Genomic DNA, 25,253 nt, shown 5'->3' with positions numbered 1-25,253 from the left:
ACTTGGAGTTAACTCCAAGTCAAGCATGATCCGTTGAAGCCACCCTCTTGACTTGGAGTCGACTCCAAGTTATAGAATGAGCGCATCATACAGATTCGTTCTGTAATCCCATTCTTCTGGAGGTATATATGAATAACCAAAATCTGCTTCGCACCGCTCTCATCACAGGCTCAACGTCAGGAATTGGTCTTGAACTGACACGCAAGTTGCTGGATGAAGGATGGCAGGTAATCGGTCTCAACCGGTCGGCTTTCCCATCCGAGGATACCGATATACAGAACGCCTTACGTTCAGGCAAGCTTCGTTGGGTTCAGGCTAATCTGACCAACTACGATAGTCTGAGAACTGCACTGGATCAGATCAAATCCGATACCGATTCAATTGATATCTTGTTTAACAATGCCGGGGGTAGCGCTTCCGAGCTTCGTTTCTCTGATCAGGGGCATGAACTACACTTCGAACTTCAGACGGTAATTCCATACATCATCTACATGGAATTAGTTGAGCTATTGCTCAAAGGACAGATGAAAACAGTCGTTAATACTTCCACCACCGCGTTCAAAATGGTCAAACAATTTGATCTGAATATCTTGGAGCGTCCAGTTGAATTCAAAAAGCTGTTTGGTCCCTATGCCATTTCAAAGCTCGGCTTATCTCTGTGGACACGCGAGGTTGCCAAATCTGCCAAGGCAGACGGTATTCAACTGCTAAGCGTAGATCCCGGTGGAAATAATACGCTACGGGGCAACAAAACATCCGGTCTGCCCTTCTATATCAAACCCATTATGAAATGGTTCTTTCCCCATCCAAGTCATGGCGCTTCATTGCTCTACAGTGCGGCTTTATCACCCACCAGACATGAATCCGGTACATTTCTGGTGAAAAATAAAGCGGTAGCGCTTCGTTTTACAGAGCAAGGCCCTGCCGTTCTCCAGCGTGTAAACGAGATCTACGAGCAGCGTTTTCGTACAACGCAGTCTGGAAAGCCCGCCTCCAACCCATCCACATGACGGACAGACCGCCGAACGGCTGATGAAAGAGCATCTTCAGTCCAATCTGGAATTCTGACTTTATTTGATTCGATCACCGGATTTATGGATTGTTTGACCATCTCATTAGGTGTAAAGACGTGACCACATGCGGTCACGTCTTTTTTTGTCGTTTGTCCCTCATATTATCCAGGCCCTGATTCATAAGTGTAAACATAACGATACAATGTCGCGTGTGACATGCCACTGAATCTGGAGGGATCACTCAATGACCAAAGGACAGCAACCAAATGATAAACCTCTTATCATCCCGCAACCCATTCGCAGTGATGGCGCTGGAGGACCTGATCTGGGACCCAGAGACGTCATGAGAGATATACAAAACCCCGATATGCTGGTACCTCCAGCTACTGATAACGGGTTATTGCCCAATCTGAGAATGTCTTTTTCCGATACCCATATGCAATTGAACCATGGGGGTTGGTCACGTGAAATCACCGTAAGGGATCTTCCTATTGCCACAACACTGGCTGGTGTGAACATGAGCCTGACTCCCGGCGGTGTACGAGAACTCCATTGGCACCAGCAATCCGAGTGGGCCTATATGATCTGGGGAACAGCGAGAATTACCTCGGTAGATCAGAACGGACGTAATTTTATTGCAGATGTTGGGCCGGGCGATCTCTGGTTTTTCCCAAAAGGTCTACCCCATTCCATTCAGGGACTGGAGGATGGTTGTGAATTTCTACTCGTGTTTGATGACGGGTCTTTCTCCGATCTGAATACGTTATCCATATCCGACTGGTTTGCCCATACGCCACCGGAAGTATTGTCTGTCAATTTCGGCGTGCCTGAATCTGCTTTTCAGTCGATGCCGAAGGAACAGGTGTACATTTTCCAAGATACTGTCCCAGGTTCCATCGAGAGCCAGGAAGTTGAGTCTCCATACGGTACTGTTCCTCTCACTTTCAAACACCGATTGCTGGCCCAGGAACCACTCATTACACCTGGCGGAAGCGTTCGAATTGTAGATTCCACCAACTTCCCCATCTCTACCACTGTTGCAGCCGCACTTGTTGAGATCCGGCCTGGGGCCATGCGTGAACTGCACTGGCATCCTAATGCAGATGAATGGCAATATTATCTGACAGGACAAGGAAGAATGACCGTCTTTGGAGGTAACGGCATTGCTCGCACCTTTGATTATCGCGCCGGTGATGTGGGATATGTTCCCGTCGCATTGGGACATTACATACAGAATACCGGTACCGACACCTTATGGTTTTTGGAGATATTCCGAAGTGATCGCTTCGAGGATGTATCGCTGAATCAGTGGATGGCCTTAACCCCTCGGGATCTGGTCCGTGACAACCTGAATGCACCGCCTGAGTTACTCGATGCCTTGCGTAAAGTGAAATGGCCTGTAGTTTAATTTAGTATGTTCCTCTATCATTTGTGCTGAAAAGGGGTAATTGTCAGAGAATCCCACTATACAAGGAGGAATATGAAGATGAGAGCCGTTACGTTTCAGGGAATGAAGGACATTCAAGTCAAAGAGGTTGAAGATCCCACACTGCAACAGAAGGATGATATTATCGTTCGTATTACTTCCACCGCCATATGTGGATCCGATTTGCATATTTATCAGGGAGCTCTGCCTGCTGCCAAAGATTACGTTATCGGTCATGAACCGATGGGCATTGTAGAAGAAGTCGGTCCGGAAGTGACACGTGTGAAGAAGGGGGACCGGGTGGTCCTGCCTTTTAACATCGCTTGTGGTGAATGCTTCTATTGCAATCATGACATGGAGAGCCAGTGTGATAATTCCAATGGCAATCCGGATATTCATACAGGTGGTTATTTTGGATTCACCGAACGCTACGGCAACCACCCGGGAGGTCAGGCAGAATTATTGCGTGTCCCCTACGGAAACTTCACACCGTTTGTGATTCCGGAATCCTGTGAACTGGAAGATGAAGCTTTATTGTTTCTGTCGGATGTTCTTCCAACCGCTTACTGGAGTGTCGAGAATGCCGGAGTTAAACCGGGAGATACAGTCACTGTACTCGGTAGTGGCCCCATTGGGCTGATGACGCAAAAGTTCGCCTGGATGAAAGGTGCCAAACGCGTTATTGCTGTGGATCGTCTGCCCTATCGACTGGAGAAGGCCAAACGTTTGAACGATGCAGAAATTTTTAATTTTGAAGATTACGATGATATGGGTGAACACATTCGTGAGATTACACAAGGCGGAACCGACGTTGTGATTGACTGTGTAGGTATGGATGGCAAAAAAACCACGCTGGAGGAAATTGGACAGAAGCTAAAACTTCATGGCGGTTCACTGAGTGCGATTGAAATCGGCATGAAAGCGATCCGCAAATTCGGTACACTCCAGCTTACGGGTGTATATGGCTCTTCCTACAACATGTTTCCATTAGGCAATCTGTTTGAACGCAATATCAATCTCAAAATGGGACAAGCTCCTGTTATACATTATATGCCTGAGTTATTCCGTAAAATCACTGCTGGTGAGTTTGATCCGACCGAGATCATCTCCCATCGGATTCCACTGGAGAATGCAAGCGAAGCGTATCGCATTTTCAACGATCATGAAGATGAATGTACCAAGGTTATATTAAAACCCTGAACCTTCGCTTTGATTATTATATATGCCAAATAAAACAAGCAGATCTACCTGTTCAAGGTACTCTGCTTGTTTTATTTATTTTATTGTCATTCATCCTTCTACTCGTTCATAACCTGCTAACCTTAATGGTTTGCTCTATCGAATCAGACATGAGTCGGCTTAATCGCTTGGATATATACACTTTCTCCTTGGAAGCTGTCGAGCTTCCCGTTCTTTGTCACTTCAAAATCAAAAAATTTTCTGATGATGGACGGCGCGCTCAACATGCTTGCTTCAAGTTCACTTCTCTCCCGTTCCGGCAGTGCTGCACGGTTGCACCACTCTTCAAACTTAAAGCGCTTCTGGAAGGAAACCATCGTTTCCATTCGGAAGCCCGCATACTCCAGCATATGAATCCATTCCGTCTTGCGCCATGCTCGAACATGGCTTGCATCTCGGCACTTCTCCACTTCATTGTAAAACTGGTCATTCTCATCACGTTCAGGTGCCACGTTGTCAATCAATAACAACTTTCCACCGGGCTTCATGACTCGTAACGCCTCATGAACAAATGAAGAAACGTCCGGAAAATGGTGAGCAGCGATTCGACAGGTCACAAGGTCAAAGACATCATCATCGAATGGCAGCTTCTCAGCATCCCCGGCTACAAAATCTACATTATCGTGTCCATTCCCCAGGATAAACTGTTCAGCGGCCTGCAGCATCTCCTTCGTTAAATCCAGAGCTGTCACCCGCTGAACAAGCGGAGCCAAAGCGTTGGCGACATGCCCTCCTCCAGTGGCGATATCCAGCACGTTCATATCTGGAGTGGCTTGAGATGAAGCCACGAGCAACTCGAGATCCTCACCTTTAGCATGTCCCGTACTCGTCACGTATTTTCCCGCATTCTTCGCAAACTGCTTCTGCACCTGACTCTTGATTACATCAGACATTCGAATTCCTCCTGCACAAGTTTCATTAGTCGAAACACGGTTTCATAATATATTTTTATTTTACCACATATTCGTAGGAATGCTAAATAAGCATTTTACACAAACGCAAATTCAGAGGCAACTTTCCATTGCCTGATGAAAAAGTTGAAACAAAAAAACATCCCCCAGGTGAAGTCCACCCAGGAGATGTTTCTAATATTCCTTACTTCACAAGCGTTGGTGCCTTCTTCCACAGTCCCAGAATCAGACCGGAGATCACCGCACCAATGGCAACGGCAAGCAGGAACAATATTGCGTGGTTCGCCAGTGCAGCAACAAAGATGCCGCCGTGCGGAGCTGGTACATTAATACTCCACAATTGTGTCAGTCCGCCCGCAACAGCAGAACCAATGATGCACGATGTCAATACACGAAGTGGATCAGCTGCTGCAAATGGAATTGCACCTTCCGTAATGAAAGACAATCCAAGAACATAGTTGGTCAAGCCCGATTTGCGTTCTTGCTCCGTAAATTTGGATTTGAAGAACGTCGTTGCCAGGGCAATTGCCAGAGGAGGCGCCATACCACCTGCCATAACTGCTGCCATCCATGCACCGTCTGTGTTACCACTGGATGTGAATACCCCAATCGCGAACGTATATGCCGCTTTGTTGAACGGTCCGCCCATATCGATCGCCATCATGCCACCAAGCAACAAACCAAGCAATACTTTATTTCCTGTTCCCAGATTACCAAGTGCATCTACAAGCCATGTGTTCAGGGAACCAAAGATTGGATCGAAGACGTAGAAGCTGATTGCACCTACGATCAGCAAACCGAATACCGGGTACAGCAAGATTGGTTTCAAGCCATCAATTGCTTTTGGCAAACCTTTCAATGCCTTACGAAGACCGATGACTACATAACCCGCCAGGAAACCGGCAGCCAGACCACCAAGGAAACCGGCGTTCGAGTTAACCGCCATCAATCCACCGACCATACCAGGCATCAGGGCTGGGCGATCACCGATACTCATCGCGATAAATCCGGCAAGGACCGGAATCAGGAAGTGGAATGCACCTGTTCCGCCACCGATCGTTTGAAGCAGTTGCACAATCGGATTTTCAGGACTAGCAATCTGCTCGAACAAGAAGGAGATTGCAAGAAGGATACCGCCACCTACAACAAATGGCAGCATATGAGAGATACCATTCATCAGATCTTTATAGATTTTGCTACCTACGCTGATCTTGCCTGTGCTTGCTCCCTCTTCCTTGGTATTTCCGCCTTGACTGCGATAGATAGGTGCATCACCGTTAACAGCTTTGCGAATCAACTCTTCGGATTTGCGAATTCCATCGCTCACCGGTCTTTGTAGTACCGGTTTGCCATCGAAACGTGCCATCTCCACATTTTTGTCTGCGGCAACGATAACCCCTTTGGCGCGGGCAATCTCATCAGCCGTCAACACATTCTGCGCTCCTTCGGAACCGTTTGTCTCTACGCGAATGTTAATGCCCATTTCCTGAGCTTTCTTTTTAAGTGCATCTTCAGCCATGTACGTATGCGCTATACCTGTCGGACAAGCTGTAACCGCAACAACAAAATCTTCCGAATTTTCATTACCTACAATGACACCAAAGGTATTCTGTTGCTGACCACTAGCAGAGCCGGATGTGGCATTTGCTGCTTTTTCCGCTTTTGCTTTCTCTTTGGCTGCTTCTTTTTCTGCTGCTTCCGCCTGTTTGGCATCAAACAATGCACTGACTTCGGCGGGTGTATCTGTACTCATCAACTGTGAGATGAAATCGCTATCAATCAACAACCTGGAAAGAGCTGCAAGCGTACGCAGATGGGTATTACCTGCGCCTTCTGGAGCGGCAATCATGAAGAACACATGAGCTGGCTGGTCATCCAACGCTTCAAAATCAAGTCCATTCCTGCTCTTGGCGAATACAACCGTCGGTTCATTCACTGCTGTTGTTTTGGCATGCGGCATCGCAATTCCGCCACCGATACCCGTGCTGGATTCAGCTTCTCTTTTATAGATCATTTCCTTGAACAGGACCGGATCATTAATACGTCCGCTTCGGTTCAGACTTGCAATTAGTTCATCAATAGCCTCATCTTTGGTTGTGGCTTGCAGGTCCATGATCATCGTTTCCTGGATCATCAAGTCTGTTATTCTCATCTTGGTACACTCCCTTAAGTTCAGTCGGCCTGCATAGGCAGGCCTCACTACATTACAATTACATTTACAATGAAAACCTTTTATATGACGTTAGACTAGATCGTCGTAATGGTTACTTGATTGCGTAATTCATCAATCAATTCACGTGTTGCCAGATCATCCGAGAAAGCAGTCGCGCTTCCAGATGCAACACCTGTACGGAAAGCTTCCAGCAGATCGCCGCTCTGTACATAGGTACCTACGAATCCGCCAATCATGGAGTCACCGGCACCAACCGAGTTTTTCACAGTACCTTTTGGCACACTCGCATGATGAACTTCCGCTTTGGTAATGAATAGTGCACCCTCGCCTGCCATGGAGATCAATACATGTTTGGCTCCGGCTTCAAGCAACTTACGCCCGTATAAAACCAGTTCCTCGCGAGTCTCAATGGTTACACCGAACAGTTCGGCCAGTTCATGATGATTCGGCTTCACCAGCAATGGTGCATGTTCAAGAGCTTCCATTAACGCAGGGCCAGTGGTATCAATCACGAATTCCGCACCCGTTTGCTTGCAGACTTTAATGAGACGATCATAGAAATCTGTTCCAAGAGAAGGTGGTACGCTTCCGGAGAGAATGACGATATCTCCTTTTTCCAATGAAGACAATTTGTGAAGTAACTTCTCTGCCTCTTCTGCGCTTATCGCAGGTCCAAGACCATTAATCTCTGTCTCTTCTCCATGCTTCAGCTTGATGTTAATACGAGTATCGTCTGCAATTGTGACAAAGTCTGTCCGGATGTTATCTTCTTGCAACTTATCATTAATGAAGCGTCCGGTGAATCCACCAAGGAAACCAATGGTCGTGTTATCTGCTCCAAGTTGATTCAATATGCGAGAAACATTAATGCCTTTGCCGCCCGGGAGCTTCAAGTCCCGATTCATTCGATTCAATCCACCAAGCTTCAGCTCATCGACTTCCACGATGTAATCAATGGACGGGTTAAGTGTTATTGTATATATCATCGTTATCCCTCAATTATTTTAGTTTTCTGGGCGATTCCAGGCCGCCAGTGTTCTGGCATCCGCTCGGTAATCAAATCAGCCTCCTCCAAATCAAACAATTTGGCAAAAGTAATTTCCCCTATTTTGCTGGAATCAGCCAGCACATAAGATTTTCCCGACAATTGATGTGCACGCCTTTTAATCAAGGCTTCCTCCGGATCCGGTGTTGTATACCCCATTTCGGGGTCAACGCCGTTGCTTCCCAGAAAACATTTATCAAAACGGAAGTTATCCATGTTCTGTAATGCGATACTGCCAATGACTGCTTTCGTATGAATTTTCATCATACCTCCAAGCAAGTAACTGCGAATACGCTTGCTTACCAAAGCTTCAACATGTGAAAGTCCGTTGGTAACAACCGTTACGTCCTTCGCTTCAATAAAGGGAATCATGGCTAACGTTGTCGTTCCTGCATCCAGATAAATGCATTCGCCATTTTCGATCTCCTGTGCAGCCAAACGGGCAATCGTTGTTTTTTGTTGAATGTTTTTGAACGTTTTTTCTTCCATGCCCGGTTCCAGCGTTTTTTCGTTCACCAGTGCGGCACCGCCGTGGATGCGTTTGAGCATCTGACGACTCTCCAGATCGATCAAGTCACGCCTAATCGTTGATTCAGAAGCACCTAACACATCAACAAGCTCTTGCAATTTCACAATCCCCTGTACATGTAAGCGCTCTATAATTGCAGCATATCGTTCTTCAGTCAGCATCTTCATTCCTCCAACTGCTTCTATAGTATCATAATCTCCTCAAAAAACAACCATTTTCATTCAAAATAATTTAAAAACCTTCAAAAAGTTGCATCTTTCGACTTATTTTCTTGTCCAATTGTCCCTTTCCCCAGCTACTGAACACGCATCTGATAATCTAGACCCTATGTTACCAAAGGTGGTGACCTGATGACAGACCGTCCACACAAACGGCGAAAGCCCTGTGCCCTGTAAAAGAAAAAGAAAGATTCCCCTTCTCACTTTGGGTGGATCTCCTCCAACTGGAGCGGCTACGCTCGTTCAGGAACACGGAATAAATACCGTCGCATCTCAGCGGAATGGACTGTCCCTTATGTTCTACCTAGCACACACTCCTCATATTCATCCGCATGGATTGGGATAGATGGCTTCAAGAACAGCAGTCTGATTCAGACCGGAACAGGTCACGACTGGATTCAAGGCAAGCCCAGCTATTATGCCTGGTGGGAGATCCTGCCTGACGCGGAGACCATTATTCCACATCCCGTTTCCCCTGGTCATCGCATTCGAGCAGTCATCGCCAAATTAACGCGTAAAACCTGGTGCATTACGCTCTCTAATCTAACGTTAGGCTGGACCTTCCGCACCATTCAGTGTTATTCGGGTCCGCAATCCTCTGCGGAATGGATTGTTGAAGCACCCACTGTTGGAAGCTCCATCGGCTCCATGGCGCGGCTTACCCCTATAACCTTCAACAAATGTCGCCTGAACGGACAATCTCCTGCTTTTCGTGCCTGCCAGAAGGGAATCATGATCCAAGGGCGGGGTATTGTCTCCATCCCTGGCCCCCCTAATCGTTGCAAAGATGGATTTACGGTTCGCCGCAACACTTAAGTATTTAATGATCGAAAGATGTTTAATACTTCATGTTTTTAAAGTCGGGGTCTCTAACGTTTCGGATCTCCATTAAAAATCCTGCAGCTCCAGCGCTTTATGCGCGGCGTTGCAGGATTTTGCTTTTCATGGGAATCTCATGACGCTTATGACTCTACAAGCCTTGCATCCGGTTTGGGTTTAAGCCATTTGCCATCCTCATTAATAAACGCCCCCTTGAAGCGGCCCATCTCCAATTGTTCAATCAGCCTCTCCTCGTCCATGACGAGAATCTCAGCGAGCTGCCCCGAGGTGTAATAATGAGCGGGATTGTAATCAAGCAGCACAGGAACAGACGTATCATATAGTTCTTTGATCAGATTCTCAAAGGAATGCCGCCCCAAGTTATCCATATCTCTATAAAACTGCAAATGTTGGGACACCATATTACGAAAAGATTTATTCTCCAGATGCAACCACAACGTATTGCAGGCCTGAACACTCATATGATTTTGTTCCACATCAAAATATTGCACTTCTTCAATCTTCATGTATTTCTCCTGAAATGCAACGATTTTAATCAAAGGTACATTTCGTTTACGTGACGCTTTCTTCACATGGGCTCTAAACTGTTCATAGTTCATTTTTATTTCATTCATCTATTATCCCTGCCTTTAACATGTTCCAACCGACATTTTACAACAAATTAAAGGCAAGTGTAACCTTCATCATGTGAAAAACAAAAAAACGTGCAGCATCAGGTGCCACACGTTCGCTATCTTAAGGGGTGCGTTTACTCAGCAAGGGCACCCGTTTTCACCCACGTAGCCGTAAATTCCTGTTCTTCATAAGCATAGAATTGTTGCAAAATAACCTCCCGATCATCGAGGAACAATTGATCCGCGATGGCAGTGACCAGTTTGGGCACCGCACTCTTGGTCCCGGATATGGCAGATGCCGACAGACCACAGCTGGCGAGTGCAGAGTAATTGAATACAAACAGTCCATGCAACTGCTTCTCACCTTGTTCACTCCTGCTAGTCATGGCAAACCCGGAACTCAGGTATGGATGTGCATCCAGCAATGCATTGCGATGCTCTGGCGGAGCCTGATAACAGTCCTCCCAGCGCGCGATATATGGCTCCACGAGCCTCAGTTCAGGACGAAGTGCTGGATCACTGAGCAGACCTGTGCTAATAATTAGAAAATCAAACGTATATGCTCCCTGTGCTGTATGCACAATCGCGCCTTGGTCCGTCGCTTCTACGTTCAGCCAAGGCGAGTTCAAATGCAGTTCGAATCCAGGCCAGGCTGCCGCACGATTAAACGTATCGTTGGTTGGCGGTTGATTGAATTTGAAGAAATGAGAAATCACTTCATATTTATCGGCAACCGGAAGAGCGTGGTATCGCTCAATCATACCGGATTGCTCCATCTGACGTATAGGATTAACACTAGGCAATTGTTCCCGCCGTACAAATACATGAGCTTCCGCCACACCCGTGGCAAGAGCATAGCTCGCATTATCGAATGCAGAAGCGCCGCCGCCAAGCACAGCAACCCTTTTACCTTTTAACCGATCAAAATTAATCGCTTCAGACGTATGGGCATACAGCTCCCGAGGTAATCTATTCGCAATCAAGGATGGCACATGCCACTCTCCGCCACCTTGTATACCCGTAGCAAACACGACTTTGCGAGCAAGTATAACATCCATCTGAGTTCCTGCCTTGTTCACATGAAGTCGATGTATTCCGTTCTCTATTGGCTCAACAAGTGTCAATTTCACCTCATTCAGCACAGGCAGATTCAGCACTTCCCGATACCAGCGCAAATAATTCATCCATTCACCACGCGGGATCTTGTCTACCTCTTCCCAACCTTCCCGTCCAACCTGTGCTTCCCACCATGAACGAAAGGTTAACGAGGGGATACCCAGATCGATGGAAGTCAGATGCTTGGGAGTACGCAAAGTTACCATACGCGCATAAGTCTCCCAAGGTCCTTCAAGCCCTGATGGATTCTCGTCAATGACGACAATATTGGAGATCCGTTCTCGAAGAAGTCCAAAGGCCGCCCCTAATCCACTCTGGCCCCCGCCGACAATGACAACATCATAGACATGACCATCTGCATGTTCTCTTGGACGCACCCAATTCGTACCACCAAATGACAAATAATCCAGATCATTCTTCACACGCTCATTCAAAGCTTCCAGGCTCATGATTCATCAACCCTTTCGAGATACATATATGATCTAGTCTTTTTTAATTGTTTTGATGTAAGTTTGTTGTCAGTTAATATAAGAATAATGGTCCTATCCCCTTGTATTCCTGAAATATATTAGCGTTATTATATGGGTTATCGGAGATGAATTGAAGTTGGCGGTAGCTTTATTGTCATCAAAACTAAAAATAACTGACATGCTTGTTAATCTGCACGAAATACTTAACGGATAGTACCTTCCTCTTTTGATGTACTTCCTTTTAGACGGAAGATTCGCAGAATATAAAAAAAGACAGACCAAGATGTAATCTTGGTCTGTCTTATTAAAGGAATGCTATTGGCCGGCCTGTTCACGGCGCTGCATTTTTTCAATGGTTAATTTCTCGGGGGTCACATCATGACCCAGTGGGTCCACAACGGATACTGCCAGCATGGTTGTCAGTACCTGACCTCGAATAGCCTGCAAATATTGTTTTCTAAGCTCGTGCTGCTCACTTTGTTCTTCTTTGGTCAAACCAACGCTGCGTTGTTTTCGACTTAATTCGTTAATGCGTCCCAAAATAGGAATCATGAAATCCACCTCACTTGTTAGTCCACTTTCCAAAAGATATTTCGAATATCTTCAAACTAACTTATTACAAGTTTACGAATTTGTCCATAGGCACAATCCGTTGGAAAGTTATTAGGTGATCTCATGTACAGACCAAAAAATACCATTTGTTGCACCGCTGCCCAAGTTCAACGTAATCGTTAGCCCGTTTGCGGCATAGAACAATCCAATTACATCTCCAGCATTCAATGCCACTTCTACCGCCAAAGTAACTGAACTGCTCCCCAAGACAGCCCGTAGGGTAAGCAATGTAACGGCTACGTTCAAGATAGGCAGCAAGCCACTAACAAGCGTAGTTACCGTAGGTGATGTTCTCTGAACAAGAAAGGCTGGGTTAACCCCAGCGCCCAGTGATAAGGCGATCGCTGCAGTCGTTGCATAATTGATCGTGGCGACAATGGAATATCTTCCTGTCACGGGCACCGTATAATTTCCTGTCGTTGCGTTGAAGTTGGCGTTACCATAATAAGGACTCGTTGTTGTCCAGTTGGTTAACTGTGTGCTCGTTGCTGTAGAAAGTGTAGCCAAGAAGGCCGAGAACCCTTGTGTGGCAAAGTTAGGCCCTGTTGGCCCAGTGGCCCCCGTTTCCCCGGTTGCACCTGTAGCCCCTGTGATACCTGTTGCACCCGTAGTGCCAGTTGCTCCTGTTGCACTCGTTACGCCAGTAGCACCCGTAATTCCGGTAGCTCCAGTTGGTCCTGTCGGGCCGGTTGCTCCTGTAATACCTGCTGTTCCAGTTATTCCTGTAGAACCAGTCGCACCCGTGCTTCCTGTGGCCCCAGTGGCTCCCGTATTTCCAGTCGTGCCTGTAACTCCCGCAAGACCTGTGATTCCTGTTGCACCCGTGGCTCCTGTGATTCCCGTAAATCCAGTAATTCCTGTTTCGCCAGTTGCACCTGTAAATCCAGTATTTCCAGTTACCCCTGTTGCTCCCGTAACGCCAGTTATCCCTGTAGGTCCTGTCGCGCCAGTAACTCCCGTGCTACCTATTGCACCCGTAAATCCTGTGATTCCCGTTACGCCTGTGACACCTGTTGACCCGGTCACACCCGTCGTACCTGTGACCCCGGTTATCCCTGTCTCTCCTGTAATACCCGTGGCACCAGTTATCCCTGTCGTGCCAGTGGCACCTGTTGCTCCAGTCAATCCCGTCACACCTGTCGCACCCGTGATGCCCGTCGTGCCGGTAGATCCGGTAGCCCCAGTCGATCCTGTTTCTCCAGTAGAACCAGTAGGCCCGATAACACCCGTTGGACCTGTGACGCCAGTTATACCGGTAACTCCTGTGGTACCTGTGACTCCCGTAAACCCCGTCTGTCCAGTAATACCAGTTATCCCAATTGCTCCTGTAAATCCAGTATTTCCAGTTACCCCTGTTGCTCCAGTCGGTCCCGTCACACCTATCGCACCCGTGATGCCGGTGGTACCTGTTTCTCCAGTTTCCCCAGTTATCCCTGTCGCACCTGTAACTCCTGTGCTACCTGTTGCTCCCGTTGCTCCCGTTGCTCCTGTGATTCCCGTTACACCTGTTGGCCCTGTTACACCCGTCGTACCTGTGACTCCGGTTATCCCTGTCGTGCCCTGTTCGCCAGTCGTGCCAGTGGCACCTGTTGCTCCAGTCGATCCCGTTTCTCCAGTAGATCCAGTGGGTCCTGTAACACCAATTGGACCTGTGACGCCGGTTATACCGGTAACTCCTGTGGTACCTGTGTTCCCTGTTGCACCCGTAGCTCCTGTGATTCCTGTTACGCCTGTGACACCCGTAAATCCAGTAATTCCTGTTTCGCCAGTTGCACCTGTTGGCCCTGTTACACCCGTCGTACCTGTGACTCCGGTTATACCGGTAACTCCTGTGGTACCTGTGACTCCCGTAAGCCCCGTCTCTCCAGTGATACCAGTTATCCCAGTCGAACCTGTGATACCCGTGGCACCAGTTGCACCTGTTGACCCAGTCACACCCGTCGTACCCGTGATGCCGGTACTACCTGTTTCTCCAGTAATTCCAGTTTCTCCAGTGGTTCCTGTCTCGCCAGTAACTCCCGTGCTACCTGTTGCTCCCGTTGCTCCTGTGATTCCTGTTACGCCAGTGACACCCGTAAATCCAGTAATTCCTGTTTCGCCAGTTGCACCTGTTGGCCCTGTTACACCTGTCGGACCTGTGACTCCGGTTATCCCTGTCTCTCCTGTAATACCTGTGACCCCGGTTATCCCCGTCTCTCCTGTAATACCCGTGGCACCTGTTATGCCTGTCGTGCCCTGTTCGCCAGTTGTGCCAGTGGCACCTGTTATGCCTGTCGTGCCCTGTTCGCCAGTTGTGCCAGTGGCACCGGTTGCTCCAGTCAGTCCCGTCACACCTGTTGCACCCGTGATGCCCGTCGTGCCGGTAGATCCGGTAGCCCCAGTCGATCCTGTTTCTCCAGTAGAACCAGTAGGTCCGATAACACCAGTTGGACCTGTGACGCCAGTTATACCGGTAACTCCTGTGGTACCTGTGAATCCCGTAAGCCCCGTCTCACCTGTGATACCTGTATTCCCTGTTACACCCGTAGCGCCTGTGATTCCCGTTACGCCGGTGGCACCCGTAAATCCAGTAATTCCTGTTTCGCCAGTTGCACCTGTTGGCCCTGTCACACCCGTCGTGCCTGTGACCCCGGTTATCCCTGTCTCACCTGTAATACCCGTCGTGCCGGTAGATCCCATTTCTCCAGTAGATCCGGTGGGTCCGGTAACTCCTGTGGTACCTGTGACTCCCGTAAACCCCGTCTGTCCAGTAATACCAGTTATCCCAGTTGCACCTGTAAATCCAGTATTTCCAGTTACCCCTGTTGCTCCAGTCGGTCCCGTCACACCTATTGCACCCGTGATGCCAGTGCTACCAGTTTCCCCAGTTATTCCTGTCGCACCTGTAACTCCTGTGCTACCTGTTACACCCGTAGCTCCTGTGATTCCTGTTACGCCTGTGACACCCGTAAATCCAGTAATTCCTGTTTCGCCAGTGGCACCTGTTGCTCCCGTATTCCCAGTTCCCCCTGTGACTCCCGTAAATCCCGTCTCTCCAGTGATACCCGTGGCACCAGTTGCACCTGTTGACCCAGTCACACCCGCCGTACCCGTGATGCCGGTGCTACCTGTTTCTCCAGTGGTTCCTCTCTCGCCAGTATCTCCCGTGCTACCTGTTGCTCCCGTTGCTCCTGTGATTCCCGTTACGCCAGTGGCACCCGTAAATCCAGTAATTCCTATTTCGCCAGTTGCACCTGTTGACCCGGTCACACCTGTTGGACCTGTGACCCCGGTTATCCCTGTCTCTCCTGTAATACCCATGGCACCGGTTGCACCCGTGATGCCGGTCGTGCCGGTAGATCCGGTAGCCCCAGTCGATCCTGTTGCTCCAGTAGAACCAGTGGGTCCTGTAACACCAGTTGGACCTGTGACGCCGGTTATCCCTGTCTCTCCAGTGATACCCGTGGCACCAGTTATGCCTGTCGTGCCCGGTTCGCCTGTCGTGCCAGTGACACCTGTTGCTCCAGTCAGTCCCGTCACACCTGTCGCACCCGCGATGCCCGTCGTGCCGGTAGATCCGGTAGCCCCAGTCGATCCCGTTTCTCCAGTAATTCCTGTTTCGCCAGTTGTACCTGTTGGCCCTGTCACACCCGTCGTACCTGTGACCCCGGTTATCCCTGTCGCACCCGTGATGCCCGTCGTGCCGGTAGATCCCATTTCTCCAGTAGATCCGGTGGGTCCGGTAACTCCTGTGGTACCTGTGACTCCCGTAAACCCCGTCTGTCCAGTAATACCAGTTATCCCAGTTGCACCTGTAAATCCAGTATTTCCAGTTACCCCTGTTGCTCCAGTCGGTCCCGTCACACCTATTGCACCCGTGATGCCAGTGCTACCAGTTTCCCCAGTTATTCCTGTCGCACCTGTAACTCCTGTGCTACCTGTTACACCCGTAGCTCCTGTGATTCCCGCTACGCCTGTGACACCCGTAAATCCAGTAATTCCTGTTTCGCCAGTTGCACCTGTAATACCCGTCGCACCGGTTATGCCTGTCGTGCCCTGTTCGCCAGTCGTGCCAGTGGCACCTGTTGCTCCAGTCAGTCCTGTCGCACCTGTCGCACCCGTGATACCGGTCGTGCCGGTAGATCCCGGTTCTCCAGTAGATCCAGTGGGTCCGGTTATCCCAGTTGCACCTGTAACTCCTGTAGTTCCCGTAACGCCAGTTATGCCTGTAGTTCCTGTCTCGCCAGTAACTCCCGTGCTACCGGTTGCTCCTGTGATTCCCGTTACGCCAGTGGCACCTGTTGGCCCTGTCACACCCGTCGTACCTGTGACCCCGGTCGTGCCGGTAGCCCCGGTCGATCCCGGTTCTCCAGTAGATCCAGTGGGTCCTGTAACACCAGTTGGACCTGTAACTCCGGTTATGCCGGTAACTCCTGTGGTACCTGTGAATCCCGTAAAACCCGTCTCTCCAGTGACACCGGTTATTCCTGTTGCTCCTGTTGGACCCGTCGTGCCTGTTTCGCCAGTGACCCCGGTTATCCCCGTAGTCCCGGTTAGTCCTGTCGTGCCAGTACTTCCAGTTAATCCGGCAACCCCAGTCGGACCTGTAACACCTGTTACACCCGTCACCCCTGTGATACCCGTAGTTCCTGTTTCTCCAGTAAATCCAGTTGCTCCGGTCGCACCAGTAGTGCCGGTAAATCCTGTAGCACCTGTAACTCCGGTGAAACCTGTGGTACCGGTTATACCAGTAATTCCAGTCGGACCTGTGCTCCCAATTAGACCCGTCTCTCCAGTGACGCCTGTGGCTCCGGTCACACCAGTTGTACCCGTAACGCCAGTTATGCCAGTCATACCTGTCATGCCAGTAACTCCGGTAATCCCCGTGATCCCAGTAAGTCCAGTTGCACCGGTCGTTCCTATGGTTCCTGTATCTCCCGTAGATCCAGTAATCCCTGTCGTTCCGGTTGCACCAGTGATTCCGGTTATCCCAGTAGGGCCCGTTTCCCCAGTCACCCCGGTTACCCCAGTCCCTCCAATGGCTCCGGTTAAGCCAGTAAGTCCTATTGCACCTGTTGGACCCGTCGTTCCTGTATCTCCAGTTGAGCCGGTAGGGCCTGTAATTCCTAAAGCACCAGTACTTCCCGTTGCTCCTGTGCTACCTGTTTCTCCAGTTATTCCTGTTTCACCGGTTATGCCAGTAATTCCAGATGCACCCGTCGGGCCCGTGATTCCTGTAGTTCCGGTTACACCTGTGATGCCTGTGGTTCCGGTAATGCCAGTTGAACCTGTAACACCAGTCGGACCGGTGACCCCAGTTAACCCCGTTTCTCCAGTGACACCTGTTACTCCAGTGGCACCCGTAATGCCAGTAGTCCCGGTAACGCCTGTAACTCCTGAAGCACCAGTACTTCCAGTAGCTCCAGTTACACCCGTGATTCCCGTCATTCCGGTTATCCCAGTAGCCCCCGTGGGTCCCGTGGCACCATCCGTACCTGCAACCCCGGTCACCCCCGTCTCTCCAGTGGCTCCGATTGGGCCCGTTACACCTGTAATCCCAGTTAGACCCGTTTCTCCGGTGACGCCAGTAATTCCAGCTGCACCAGTCGGACCCGTGACTCCTGTTTCACCAGTTGGGCCCGTAAAACCAGTTACTCCCGTCACACCTGTCGTACCTGTGATACCGGTGGTGCCTGTAACACCCATTAGACCAATAGCTCCTGTGATACCGATGCTTCCTGTTGCTCCAGTTATGCCAGTAACTCCCGTTTCACCCGTAACACCAGTTATACCGGTCAATCCGGTCGGTCCTATTGTGCCAGCTTCCCCTGTAGCTCCTGTGTTTCCAGTAGTCCCCGTTGAACCGGTCAATCCGGTTAGTCCTGTCTCACCAGTTGCTCCAGTTAGTCCCATCACACCAATTCCAGTTGGACCAGTAGCTCCTGTAAATCCGGTGCTGCCCGTAAAGCCAGTTATACCAGTATTTCCTGTAGCACCGGTCACGCCTGTAATACCAAATCCAGTTATTCCAGTTTCGCCGGTTGTTCCTGTGACTCCAGTCGATCCGATGCCAGTTGCGCCTGTAGCTCCTGTGCTTCCTGTAGATCCTGTTGCTCCCGCCTCACCCGTTGGACCGGTCTTACCTGTGCTTCCTGTAGTTCCAGTCACACCTGAAATCCCGATTAGTCCGGTAGCTCCTGTTGCACCTGTTGTAGCTGTGGCTCCAGTTACTCCGGTACTTCCCGTGATTCCAGTTACTCCAGTTCGTCCTGTTAGACCGATTGCTCCCCTTTTGCCTGGAGACCCAGGGTCTCCGATTAACCCTGTAGCTCCAGTTGCTCCGGTGTATCCTCTCATTCCCCGATAACCCCGTGGGCCTCGAAGGAAAGGGCTTCTGTGGCTTTTCTTTTTTTTGCATGAACGTCTGATTTTCTTACAAGACTTACTCTTCTTCTTTGAAATAGAGTGCTTTTTGGATTTTTTGGATTTCCGTTTAACTTTGCTGATTGATGAAATTTTACGCTTCTTTCTGAATACACCGCTCACAAGAACATCCCCCCTCCTTGTACACCACGTCAAATCTCCGCTTTTTACAATAGTACACTCTATGCCCGGGACTAGCTTTGTGCGCCCTATTCAATAAGCCTAATGAAAGCCACAAAATTAGTGATCAATCAATTACTTCTTAACAAAAAATATATTCCTCTCTACTCTCCCTGCAACTCCTTAATCGTTAACGCAATTCCTTCTTCAAAAGATGTTGCCACAACCGGGCCAATCCGTTCCTCATACTTTTGTCTACTCAAGATCAGCGGGTCCTCAGTCAGATATAACATCTCTACAATTTCTTTCATAACGGGTACACCCAGTCCAATTAATGACAGTCCCATTTTTCCTAACGCGATCACAGGCTTTCTTCTTCCCGCAGCCTTCTGTGCCATATGCACAATCTCATGACCCGAGATGATCCCTGATCCAGGAATGTTCCAGTTCTGCCGATATGTCGTCTCCCTGCTTGCCAACTCCACCACCATGACCGCAGCATCCGGTAAATAGATATACTCTCTGGGTACCTTCATATTTCCGATAAAAAAAGCCATCTTGCCTTTCGCTATTGCTTCAAGCGTCGAACCCAGATAGGAAGCCTGATTGGCCGTTGGGCCATAATAGTCCGGCAAGCGAACGATCATCACCTGAGCTCTGCTCCATCTTGTGCTGAATAACATTTGTTCATAGGCGAGTCGTGTCTTGCCTTTGCGGGTATGTGGCTGTTTTGGATGTTCTTCCGTTACCTCTTTCATCTGTCTTTTGCCATAAGGGTAGATTCCGTCTATTACAACCACGTTCAGACCCAAGTGTTCTGCCGCCGCCATTACGGATTCACCCAGCGGAATCAGCCTGCTCTCCATCTCGTTATACGGAACGTTTGCACAATGGAACATGACATCAATTTCCTGGGAAGCGGCAATAATATCATCCGACCGAAATGCATCTCCCACTGCGATGTGCAGGTGATCCGGAGATCCCAGCTTTACCGCAAGTTGCTCCAGTTTTTGACGGGAGCGCCCAAATGCAATCGTAGAAATTCCCCGTCTAATCAATTCCTCCGTAATCGCTGCACCTGTTCCACCAGTAGCTCCAATAACAATAGCTTTTTTCATCATATACCGACCTCTTTCATTAATTTAGTGATTGATCAATTACTTACCTAGAACTAATATAAACCATATTTAGTGATTGATCAATAACTAAAATTAAAAAAGGGAATTTCCCTCCCTCTCTATCTCTCCTTCAGCTCCGGCATATCCAGTGCTGTAGATACATTACACAACATCCCGATCGCCAGGAAAATCATGGTCCTTTTAAGTGGTTCCGCAATTCCTGCAACTGTGAAAGCTTCCAGTACCATGCTTCGTACATCACTAATGCCCTTTTGCATGGCCTGACGAATGACTTCTTCCCGGATCGTTTGCGCCTGCATTTGAAGCAAGATTTCGCTCTTGTGAGATTCCAGAATCTTATCATAGGCTTCAATTAGGTCATTTTCCAACTGATCAGGCGTCGCCGTCTCCACAACGATTCGGAACGATTCAATCACTCGTGTCCATGAGACTTCAATAGCAGTTAATAATAAAGCTTCTTTTGTTTTAAAAAAACGAAAGATATACGGCTGTGAAATCTCCGCCCGTTCAGCCACTTGAGCTGTAGTCGCACGATAATAGCCAATTTCCGCGAAGACGTCAATCGCTGCAGAGATAATATCATTTCGCCGATTAACCGATGCTGCTGTATCTTTAGCCATCATTTTTCCCCTTCCAACGCACAGTTATGAATTGATCAATAACCTGAAGTATATCCGATTCATGTAATCAACGCAAAATCCAAAAGCGTGAAAAGTCATTCATTTTTGAGCTTACTGGAATTTTCCATACGTTTGCCTGAACCTTCTCTCCAAAACCAACAAACCCGCAGACGTTGGCTTAAGCCGCTGCAGGTTATGGAACATGTCGATGTCCAGACCGATTCCTTATAAAGAGGATTTTGGACATGGTCTCTCCCAAGCCTCTGGCGTCAGTTTCGAAGAGAACAAGGATCGTCGAAATAGATACGACGATGCGGTACGAAATGTCAGTTCACTCCTGTAGAAGATTGTGCAATCGGGATTCCGAATCTAGCTTCGGACAACTGTTGCAATAACCATGTGTATGACTGCCGTCTCCAACTTGATAAGCCAAACAACAATATCGACGTATCAAGAAAGGCGGTCCTTGCCACTCGGGGTGATCAAAGCGATTCAGCTTCATGGCAAATGTAAATGCATTTTCATTTTGTTCGTCAAGCCATATGCTCTGATCTTCCTTGATCTGTGCAAGCCGTTGATCCGTCTTCCATATTCTTTGATCATTAATCATACGTGCATACAATTGTTGCACATTATGCGCAACCAGAGACCACATGACCTTATCACTCGCCCCTGTACTAATAGCTACCGCTCGCAGAACAGGCACCAGATGTAACAGCATTCTCTTCTTGAGCAAGGTACTCTCTGACCTGCGCTGGACAGGATCGGGACCTTCCAGAAAGGTTTTCTCTAGCAGAGTCTCATATCGCATGCCGCCTGATCCATTCAATGCTAACCGTATATCATCATCAACCATACTAAGTGTAGTGTCGTATAGACTGAATGCAGAGATTACGGCCATTACCAACACCGAATAACGCTTGGCAAAAAGTGTACCGACAGCTACACTCCCTTTTCCATCCAATTGAAGCCCTTGTTGCATAGCCTGTTCACGCAATATTAAGTCTCGTTTCTCTTCATCCAGCAAATCCTTCACTCGGAAAGGATACTTGGAATCATTGCAGTCTGCTCGGATCGTCGTCACAAAGAATTGCTGTAATACTTCCGACATCTCTGAATGGTTATGTCCTGGATAACGTCCCATCTATTGAATCATATCTTCAACTTCGTTAATAATCTCGCTGCGACCGATTGCTCCCCAGCCCTTAAATAACCAGAACGAGTCTGTCGTATAGACCTGATCTTCACCAACAGCCGGCACTCTCTTCCAGAGTGAGCTTGCATTGATGTTGTTTAGATAGTCCTCGGCATTCGGATCAACCTCAAGAACGACGAAATTGGCATCGATATCCGCGATCTTCTCTATAGACAGGTCCTCACGCTGTTCAACAGGCGTCACAGCAGTGGGCACAAATCCAAGATCATGATACAACAGTGTGTTGGTTGGATGCCCTTTTTCCGCATAAATTTGCAAAGTCTTCTCTCTGACACGCAAGTAAGCCAGCTTTTTCTGATCCAATTGTTCGATCTTCGCTTTGAGTTGTTCCGCCTGTTGTTCCACCTCTACGATTTTCTCCTTGGCCAGATCGACCTTGTTGAACAACCCGGCTATGGTCAACAGATCCTGTGTCCAATACGTTGTGTCATCTTCATAATCCAGCCATTCGTTACCAAGTACAATCGTCGGAGCAATTTTCTCCAACTGCTCGTATGTACTATCAGCAGTTCGACTCTCAACAACGATGACATCCGGATTGATCTGAAGAATAGCCTCCAGATTAGGACTATCTGCCGACCCTACTGTTGGCACATCAGCAAGCTGATCTGCAAGATAAGGAAGATAATCTCCGCCGTAACGAACTTCTACATTAACGCCTGCTGGTTTCTCACCAATCGTTAGCATGTGATCGATGTAAGCGGCGGACAACACAACCATACGCTCTATCTTTTGCGGTACAACCGCGGTTCCTTTAAGATGCTCGATCGTTTGTGTACCACTCTCTTCCACAGGTGTATCCTGTTGCTCAGGCATTGCTTCATTTACTTCCGATGTCTTGCCACATGCGGCCAGTACGAATATAAGCAAGGCCAATAGTACCATCGTTGCTACTCTCTGTCTTACCATTTGTAGTAAATCCCCTCTACTATGTAATAATAATAATCATTATCACTATAGTAGGGAAAAGCGAACAGGCTTACCATGGATTATTCCACTCTCTTCTCTTGCATAATATCACCGTAAGGTAATCCCAAGTTGCTCTGCTACATATCGCATAGCCCACATGCGTCCGGTTGGACCCAGCGTCTTGAAGAAAATATCTCCTGCATTATAGACATGGCTTTCTTGAACAGCCTTTAATGCCAACCATGCACTGGATTGCTGTAATTGCCTCAGTTGAGCACGTGCCTCTTCTGTGGGATCGACCATTACAAACACATGATCTGCGTCATATAACTGCAAATCGCTAACTTTACTCTCTACAGCCCACTGTTGTTCCGGAAAATCACGAGGCAAGTAAAATCCCAGATCATCATACAATAGGGCCCCTGTCTGGTTATTCAATCCATACATTCGGTAGAAATGAGAAGTCACCCGGATGAACATGGCACTCTGTTTCCCCCATCTCGATTGAATTCGTCTTCGAAGCACCTGACTCAGGTTCGCATGTTGTTCAATCCACTGTACAGCCTGTTCGGTACGTCCCATAATGTCCGCCATATACAGAAGTCTTTCACCACAATGGTTGGTATGCTCCAGCATAGCGGTGGGTGCGATATGATGCAGGGATTCATTCGGCTCCAAACGATCACTTGTAATGATCAGATCCGGTTGGACGCGCCTCAACCCGTCATAGTTCTGATTGAAGCTGTCCAGGATAAGTCCCTGATGACTGTGTGCTTGAAGCGCAGGAACAGCAACATGTCGAGCCACTCTCTGACCATAAGATAGTGCGGACACTGGCGTCATACCAAGCGTTATTACGTAGTCATCCAACCCGTAATACAATGTGGCAATGCGACTCACTTTATTTTTCATATACAATGTCGGGGCGACACCTTCGTTTTTCTTGAAGACTCTGCTGAAATAGTGCTCATCCCTATAGCCCACCTGCTCCGCAATTTCCTTGATTTTGTCTGAAGAAAACAACAGCTGCTTGGCCTTCGCCATACGTTGTTTCAGGATGTATTCGATCGGAGTCATATTTAATTGCCGTTTGAATGTTCTTATAAAATGATTCACACTTAGCCCTGCCATGCGGGCCATCTGATCGATTCGAATGTCTTTCATATACTGATGCGTCATGTATTCAAGTGCCCGATCCATCCCCGCTAAAGGGGGAGCTGCTTCATTCACATGCATCATTAGCTGGATCAACAACTGATGCAAAAGATGTTTCCTGCGCGTCTTTTCCAGACTCGTGAAAGAGTCTTTTCCACGTACCAGGGTATCCATGATCTCCCGAATATCAGGTGCGTTGGAAGAAATGTTAAGCTTGCCTTTAACAGGAAAATCAACCGCACCGCTATGCCAAGCATTTCGACTCCGGGTAAGTGTCACACAGGAAAATAAAATGATCTGATATCGGACAGGGGCTTCCACATCTGTCTGAAACTCCACATGCATTCCTGGTTTCAACAAAATCCAATCGTCTTGGGACACCGTATGTACAACTTCATCCATAGTCAAAGATCCCTTGCCAGCGATAACCCTGCAAATGGCGTACCTCCTCCAGACCCTGCGGCTGAGAGTCCCCGAATTGCAGGTGTAATAGCAGATGTGGACAGCAGTGAAATATAGTTGCTCCAGTCGTTGCACCCAATCATTTTCTTTCATGCTGACGTCCCTTCTCTTGTCGGACCGAAGACTGTAATCGCCTGACTAAGCTCTATTATTTTGCTTTCAGTAATATGTTTGTGGTCGTATCCAGTGATTCCACAGCTTGATGTAATCATTCAAATTCATATCTTCTGTACTTAAACTCCGATTGCCATTTCCTCTTATTATAGATCAATTGATAATAATTCTCAATAACTCAACCCATCGATAGAAATTCATGCAGATGGACATCCTATACAGACGACAATGCTTATGTACCGGGGTAATACAGGTATAATCATCCTCTTTTTCTGAACCTGTTGCAAAATCCTAAAAGGCATGATATATTAATTGAGCCATCAATGATTGAGGCATCAACTATTGATACATCAATGATCGAGAGCATCCAAATAATCATTAGGCAATGGCATTGTATACTGGAACATCATTTATTGGTTAACATACGCCGTTGTTCATGATTCAGATTCACCCGGGAGGTCTAGTCATGACACGTATTGTTTCCAAAGAAGAACAGATCATCAACCTGCTGAACGTGCTGGGCAACAAAATCAGTCCCAAGTTCGAACGCTGTACAGGTATCAGTTCCTCACGCTTTGAAATTCTCCATGAACTGGATCAGGTCGATGAGATCAACCAGTCCATGCTGCAGAAAATCATTAACATTGATAGTGCTGCGATTACACGCCACTTGAAACAGCTTGAGGCAGACCTGATGGTAACAAGACGTAAAAACCCCGAAGATAATCGGGTAACTTTTGTTCGTCTCACCGACCACGGTCGAAAGCAGATTGAAGGTTACAAAGCAGAGAAGACGAATTTCATCAACCAGATTTTGCAAGATTTCAGTGAAGATGAAGTTCAAGCTCTCGCCGATTTTCTGGAACGTATGCAGAACAATTTTTAACCCATATATAGAGGAGAGATCCAT

General features: G+C 48.0%; 18 protein-coding genes. 5 read left to right on the top strand and 13 right to left on the bottom strand.

Annotation, left to right across the window (positions count from 1 at the left end; translation table 11 throughout):
- The first annotated feature begins 128 nt into the window (after window positions 1-128).
- From NKT06_RS09845 to NKT06_RS09835, 3 genes are all read left to right on the top strand, one after another.
- Window positions 129-1,010 (top strand): SDR family NAD(P)-dependent oxidoreductase, encoded by an 882-nt coding sequence (locus NKT06_RS09845; protein WP_253433175.1) that lies wholly within the window; start codon window positions 129-131, stop codon window positions 1,008-1,010.
- Between the two features lie 247 nt (window positions 1,011-1,257).
- Window positions 1,258-2,421 (top strand): oxalate decarboxylase family bicupin, encoded by a 1,164-nt coding sequence (locus NKT06_RS09840; RefSeq protein ID WP_253433172.1) that lies wholly within the window; start codon window positions 1,258-1,260, stop codon window positions 2,419-2,421.
- A gap of 78 nt (window positions 2,422-2,499) precedes the next feature.
- Window positions 2,500-3,639: a zinc-dependent alcohol dehydrogenase gene (locus NKT06_RS09835; protein ID WP_253433169.1), complete on the top strand. Its 1,140-nt coding sequence runs from the start codon at window positions 2,500-2,502 to the stop codon at window positions 3,637-3,639.
- Window positions 3,640-3,782: 143 nt separating this feature from the next.
- On the opposite strand, the gene NKT06_RS09830 is transcribed toward NKT06_RS09835, so the two are convergent.
- The 4 genes from NKT06_RS09830 to NKT06_RS09815 form a co-directional block, all read right to left on the bottom strand.
- Complete coding sequence (locus NKT06_RS09830; RefSeq protein WP_253433166.1) at window positions 3,783-4,571, bottom strand: class I SAM-dependent methyltransferase; 789 nt, start codon at window positions 4,569-4,571, stop codon at window positions 3,783-3,785.
- 202 nt (window positions 4,572-4,773) lie between these two features.
- Window positions 4,774-6,741: a PTS fructose transporter subunit IIABC gene (locus NKT06_RS09825; protein ID WP_253433163.1), complete on the bottom strand. Its 1,968-nt coding sequence runs from the start codon at window positions 6,739-6,741 to the stop codon at window positions 4,774-4,776.
- Between the two features lie 95 nt (window positions 6,742-6,836).
- The gene (gene pfkB / locus NKT06_RS09820) at window positions 6,837-7,748 is read right to left on the bottom strand and encodes a 1-phosphofructokinase (protein ID WP_253433160.1); all 912 of its coding nucleotides are present in this window, start codon (window positions 7,746-7,748) and stop codon (window positions 6,837-6,839) included.
- Between the two features lie 2 nt (window positions 7,749-7,750).
- Window positions 7,751-8,497 (bottom strand): DeoR/GlpR family DNA-binding transcription regulator, encoded by a 747-nt coding sequence (locus NKT06_RS09815; protein WP_253433157.1) that lies wholly within the window; start codon window positions 8,495-8,497, stop codon window positions 7,751-7,753.
- Between the two features lie 270 nt (window positions 8,498-8,767).
- On the opposite strand from NKT06_RS09815, the gene NKT06_RS31885 reads away from it, so the two are divergent.
- A complete protein-coding gene (locus NKT06_RS31885; RefSeq protein WP_367399889.1) occupies window positions 8,768-9,370 on the top strand; it encodes a G1 family glutamic endopeptidase in 603 nt (200 codons plus the stop codon).
- A 146-nt stretch (window positions 9,371-9,516) separates the two neighbouring features.
- Here NKT06_RS31885 and NKT06_RS09800 read toward each other — a convergent pair whose 3' ends face one another.
- The 9 genes from NKT06_RS09800 to NKT06_RS09760 form a co-directional block, all read right to left on the bottom strand.
- Complete coding sequence (locus tag NKT06_RS09800) at window positions 9,517-10,008, bottom strand: hypothetical protein (RefSeq protein WP_253433147.1); 492 nt, start codon at window positions 10,006-10,008, stop codon at window positions 9,517-9,519.
- A gap of 134 nt (window positions 10,009-10,142) precedes the next feature.
- A complete protein-coding gene (locus NKT06_RS09795) occupies window positions 10,143-11,573 on the bottom strand; it encodes an NAD(P)-binding domain-containing protein (RefSeq protein WP_253433144.1) in 1,431 nt (476 codons plus the stop codon).
- A gap of 336 nt (window positions 11,574-11,909) precedes the next feature.
- Window positions 11,910-12,146: a DUF896 domain-containing protein gene (locus NKT06_RS09790; protein ID WP_253433141.1), complete on the bottom strand. Its 237-nt coding sequence runs from the start codon at window positions 12,144-12,146 to the stop codon at window positions 11,910-11,912.
- Window positions 12,147-12,257: 111 nt separating this feature from the next.
- Complete coding sequence (locus tag NKT06_RS31670) at window positions 12,258-18,542, bottom strand: beta strand repeat-containing protein (protein ID WP_301289881.1); 6,285 nt, start codon at window positions 18,540-18,542, stop codon at window positions 12,258-12,260.
- Between the two features lie 350 nt (window positions 18,543-18,892).
- Window positions 18,893-19,846 (bottom strand): SDR family NAD(P)-dependent oxidoreductase, encoded by a 954-nt coding sequence (locus tag NKT06_RS09780; RefSeq protein WP_253442462.1) that lies wholly within the window; start codon window positions 19,844-19,846, stop codon window positions 18,893-18,895.
- Between the two features lie 119 nt (window positions 19,847-19,965).
- On the bottom strand, window positions 19,966-20,487 hold the full coding sequence (locus tag NKT06_RS09775; RefSeq protein ID WP_253442460.1) for a TetR/AcrR family transcriptional regulator: 522 nt from the start codon (window positions 20,485-20,487) through the stop codon (window positions 19,966-19,968).
- A 331-nt stretch (window positions 20,488-20,818) separates the two neighbouring features.
- Entirely contained in the window at window positions 20,819-21,598 is a 780-nt protein-coding gene (locus tag NKT06_RS09770) for a hypothetical protein (RefSeq protein WP_253433138.1), read from the bottom strand.
- 33 nt (window positions 21,599-21,631) lie between these two features.
- Window positions 21,632-22,612, bottom strand: coding sequence for an ABC transporter substrate-binding protein (locus NKT06_RS09765; RefSeq protein ID WP_253433135.1), 981 nt, complete (start codon window positions 22,610-22,612; stop codon window positions 21,632-21,634).
- Between the two features lie 108 nt (window positions 22,613-22,720).
- Window positions 22,721-24,322, bottom strand: coding sequence for an AraC family transcriptional regulator (locus tag NKT06_RS09760; protein ID WP_253433132.1), 1,602 nt, complete (start codon window positions 24,320-24,322; stop codon window positions 22,721-22,723).
- Between the two features lie 487 nt (window positions 24,323-24,809).
- Here NKT06_RS09760 and NKT06_RS09755 point away from each other — a divergent pair, with 487 nt between their 5' ends.
- Complete coding sequence (locus tag NKT06_RS09755; protein WP_253433129.1) at window positions 24,810-25,229, top strand: MarR family winged helix-turn-helix transcriptional regulator; 420 nt, start codon at window positions 24,810-24,812, stop codon at window positions 25,227-25,229.
- Window positions 25,230-25,253 lie beyond the last annotated feature (24 nt).

The sequence above is a fragment of the Paenibacillus sp. 1781tsa1 genome (genome assembly GCF_024159265.1).
Classification (GTDB): domain Bacteria; phylum Bacillota; class Bacilli; order Paenibacillales; family Paenibacillaceae; genus Paenibacillus.
The sequence above is the reverse complement of the archived record's forward strand: the minus strand, read 5'-3'. Positions and strand labels throughout refer to the sequence as shown.

Excerpts from the sequence above, each read along its gene's own strand:
- NKT06_RS09845 (WP_253433175.1), top strand. The coding sequence starts at position 129 with ATGAATAACCAAAATCTGCTTCGCACCGCTCTCATCACAGGCTCAACG.
- NKT06_RS09840 (WP_253433172.1), top strand. The coding sequence starts at position 1,258 with ATGACCAAAGGACAGCAACCAAATGATAAACCTCTTATCATCCCGCAA.
- NKT06_RS09835 (WP_253433169.1), top strand. The coding sequence starts at position 2,500 with ATGAGAGCCGTTACGTTTCAGGGAATGAAGGACATTCAAGTCAAAGAG.
- NKT06_RS09830 (WP_253433166.1), bottom strand. The coding sequence starts at position 4,571 with ATGTCTGATGTAATCAAGAGTCAGGTGCAGAAGCAGTTTGCGAAGAAT.
- NKT06_RS09825 (WP_253433163.1), bottom strand. The coding sequence starts at position 6,741 with ATGAGAATAACAGACTTGATGATCCAGGAAACGATGATCATGGACCTG.
- pfkB (WP_253433160.1), bottom strand. The coding sequence starts at position 7,748 with ATGATATATACAATAACACTTAACCCGTCCATTGATTACATCGTGGAA.
- NKT06_RS09815 (WP_253433157.1), bottom strand. The coding sequence starts at position 8,497 with ATGCTGACTGAAGAACGATATGCTGCAATTATAGAGCGCTTACATGTA.
- NKT06_RS09800 (WP_253433147.1), bottom strand. The coding sequence starts at position 10,008 with ATGAATGAAATAAAAATGAACTATGAACAGTTTAGAGCCCATGTGAAG.
- NKT06_RS09795 (WP_253433144.1), bottom strand. The coding sequence starts at position 11,573 with ATGAGCCTGGAAGCTTTGAATGAGCGTGTGAAGAATGATCTGGATTAT.
- NKT06_RS09790 (WP_253433141.1), bottom strand. The coding sequence starts at position 12,146 with ATGATTCCTATTTTGGGACGCATTAACGAATTAAGTCGAAAACAACGC.
- NKT06_RS31670 (WP_301289881.1), bottom strand. The coding sequence starts at position 18,542 with ATGAGAGGATACACCGGAGCAACTGGAGCTACAGGGTTAATCGGAGAC.
- NKT06_RS09780 (WP_253442462.1), bottom strand. The coding sequence starts at position 19,846 with ATGAAAAAAGCTATTGTTATTGGAGCTACTGGTGGAACAGGTGCAGCG.
- NKT06_RS09775 (WP_253442460.1), bottom strand. The coding sequence starts at position 20,487 with ATGGCTAAAGATACAGCAGCATCGGTTAATCGGCGAAATGATATTATC.
- NKT06_RS09770 (WP_253433138.1), bottom strand. The coding sequence starts at position 21,598 with ATGTCGGAAGTATTACAGCAATTCTTTGTGACGACGATCCGAGCAGAC.
- NKT06_RS09765 (WP_253433135.1), bottom strand. The coding sequence starts at position 22,612 with ATGGTAAGACAGAGAGTAGCAACGATGGTACTATTGGCCTTGCTTATA.
- NKT06_RS09760 (WP_253433132.1), bottom strand. The coding sequence starts at position 24,322 with ATGAAAGAAAATGATTGGGTGCAACGACTGGAGCAACTATATTTCACT.
- NKT06_RS09755 (WP_253433129.1), top strand. The coding sequence starts at position 24,810 with ATGACACGTATTGTTTCCAAAGAAGAACAGATCATCAACCTGCTGAAC.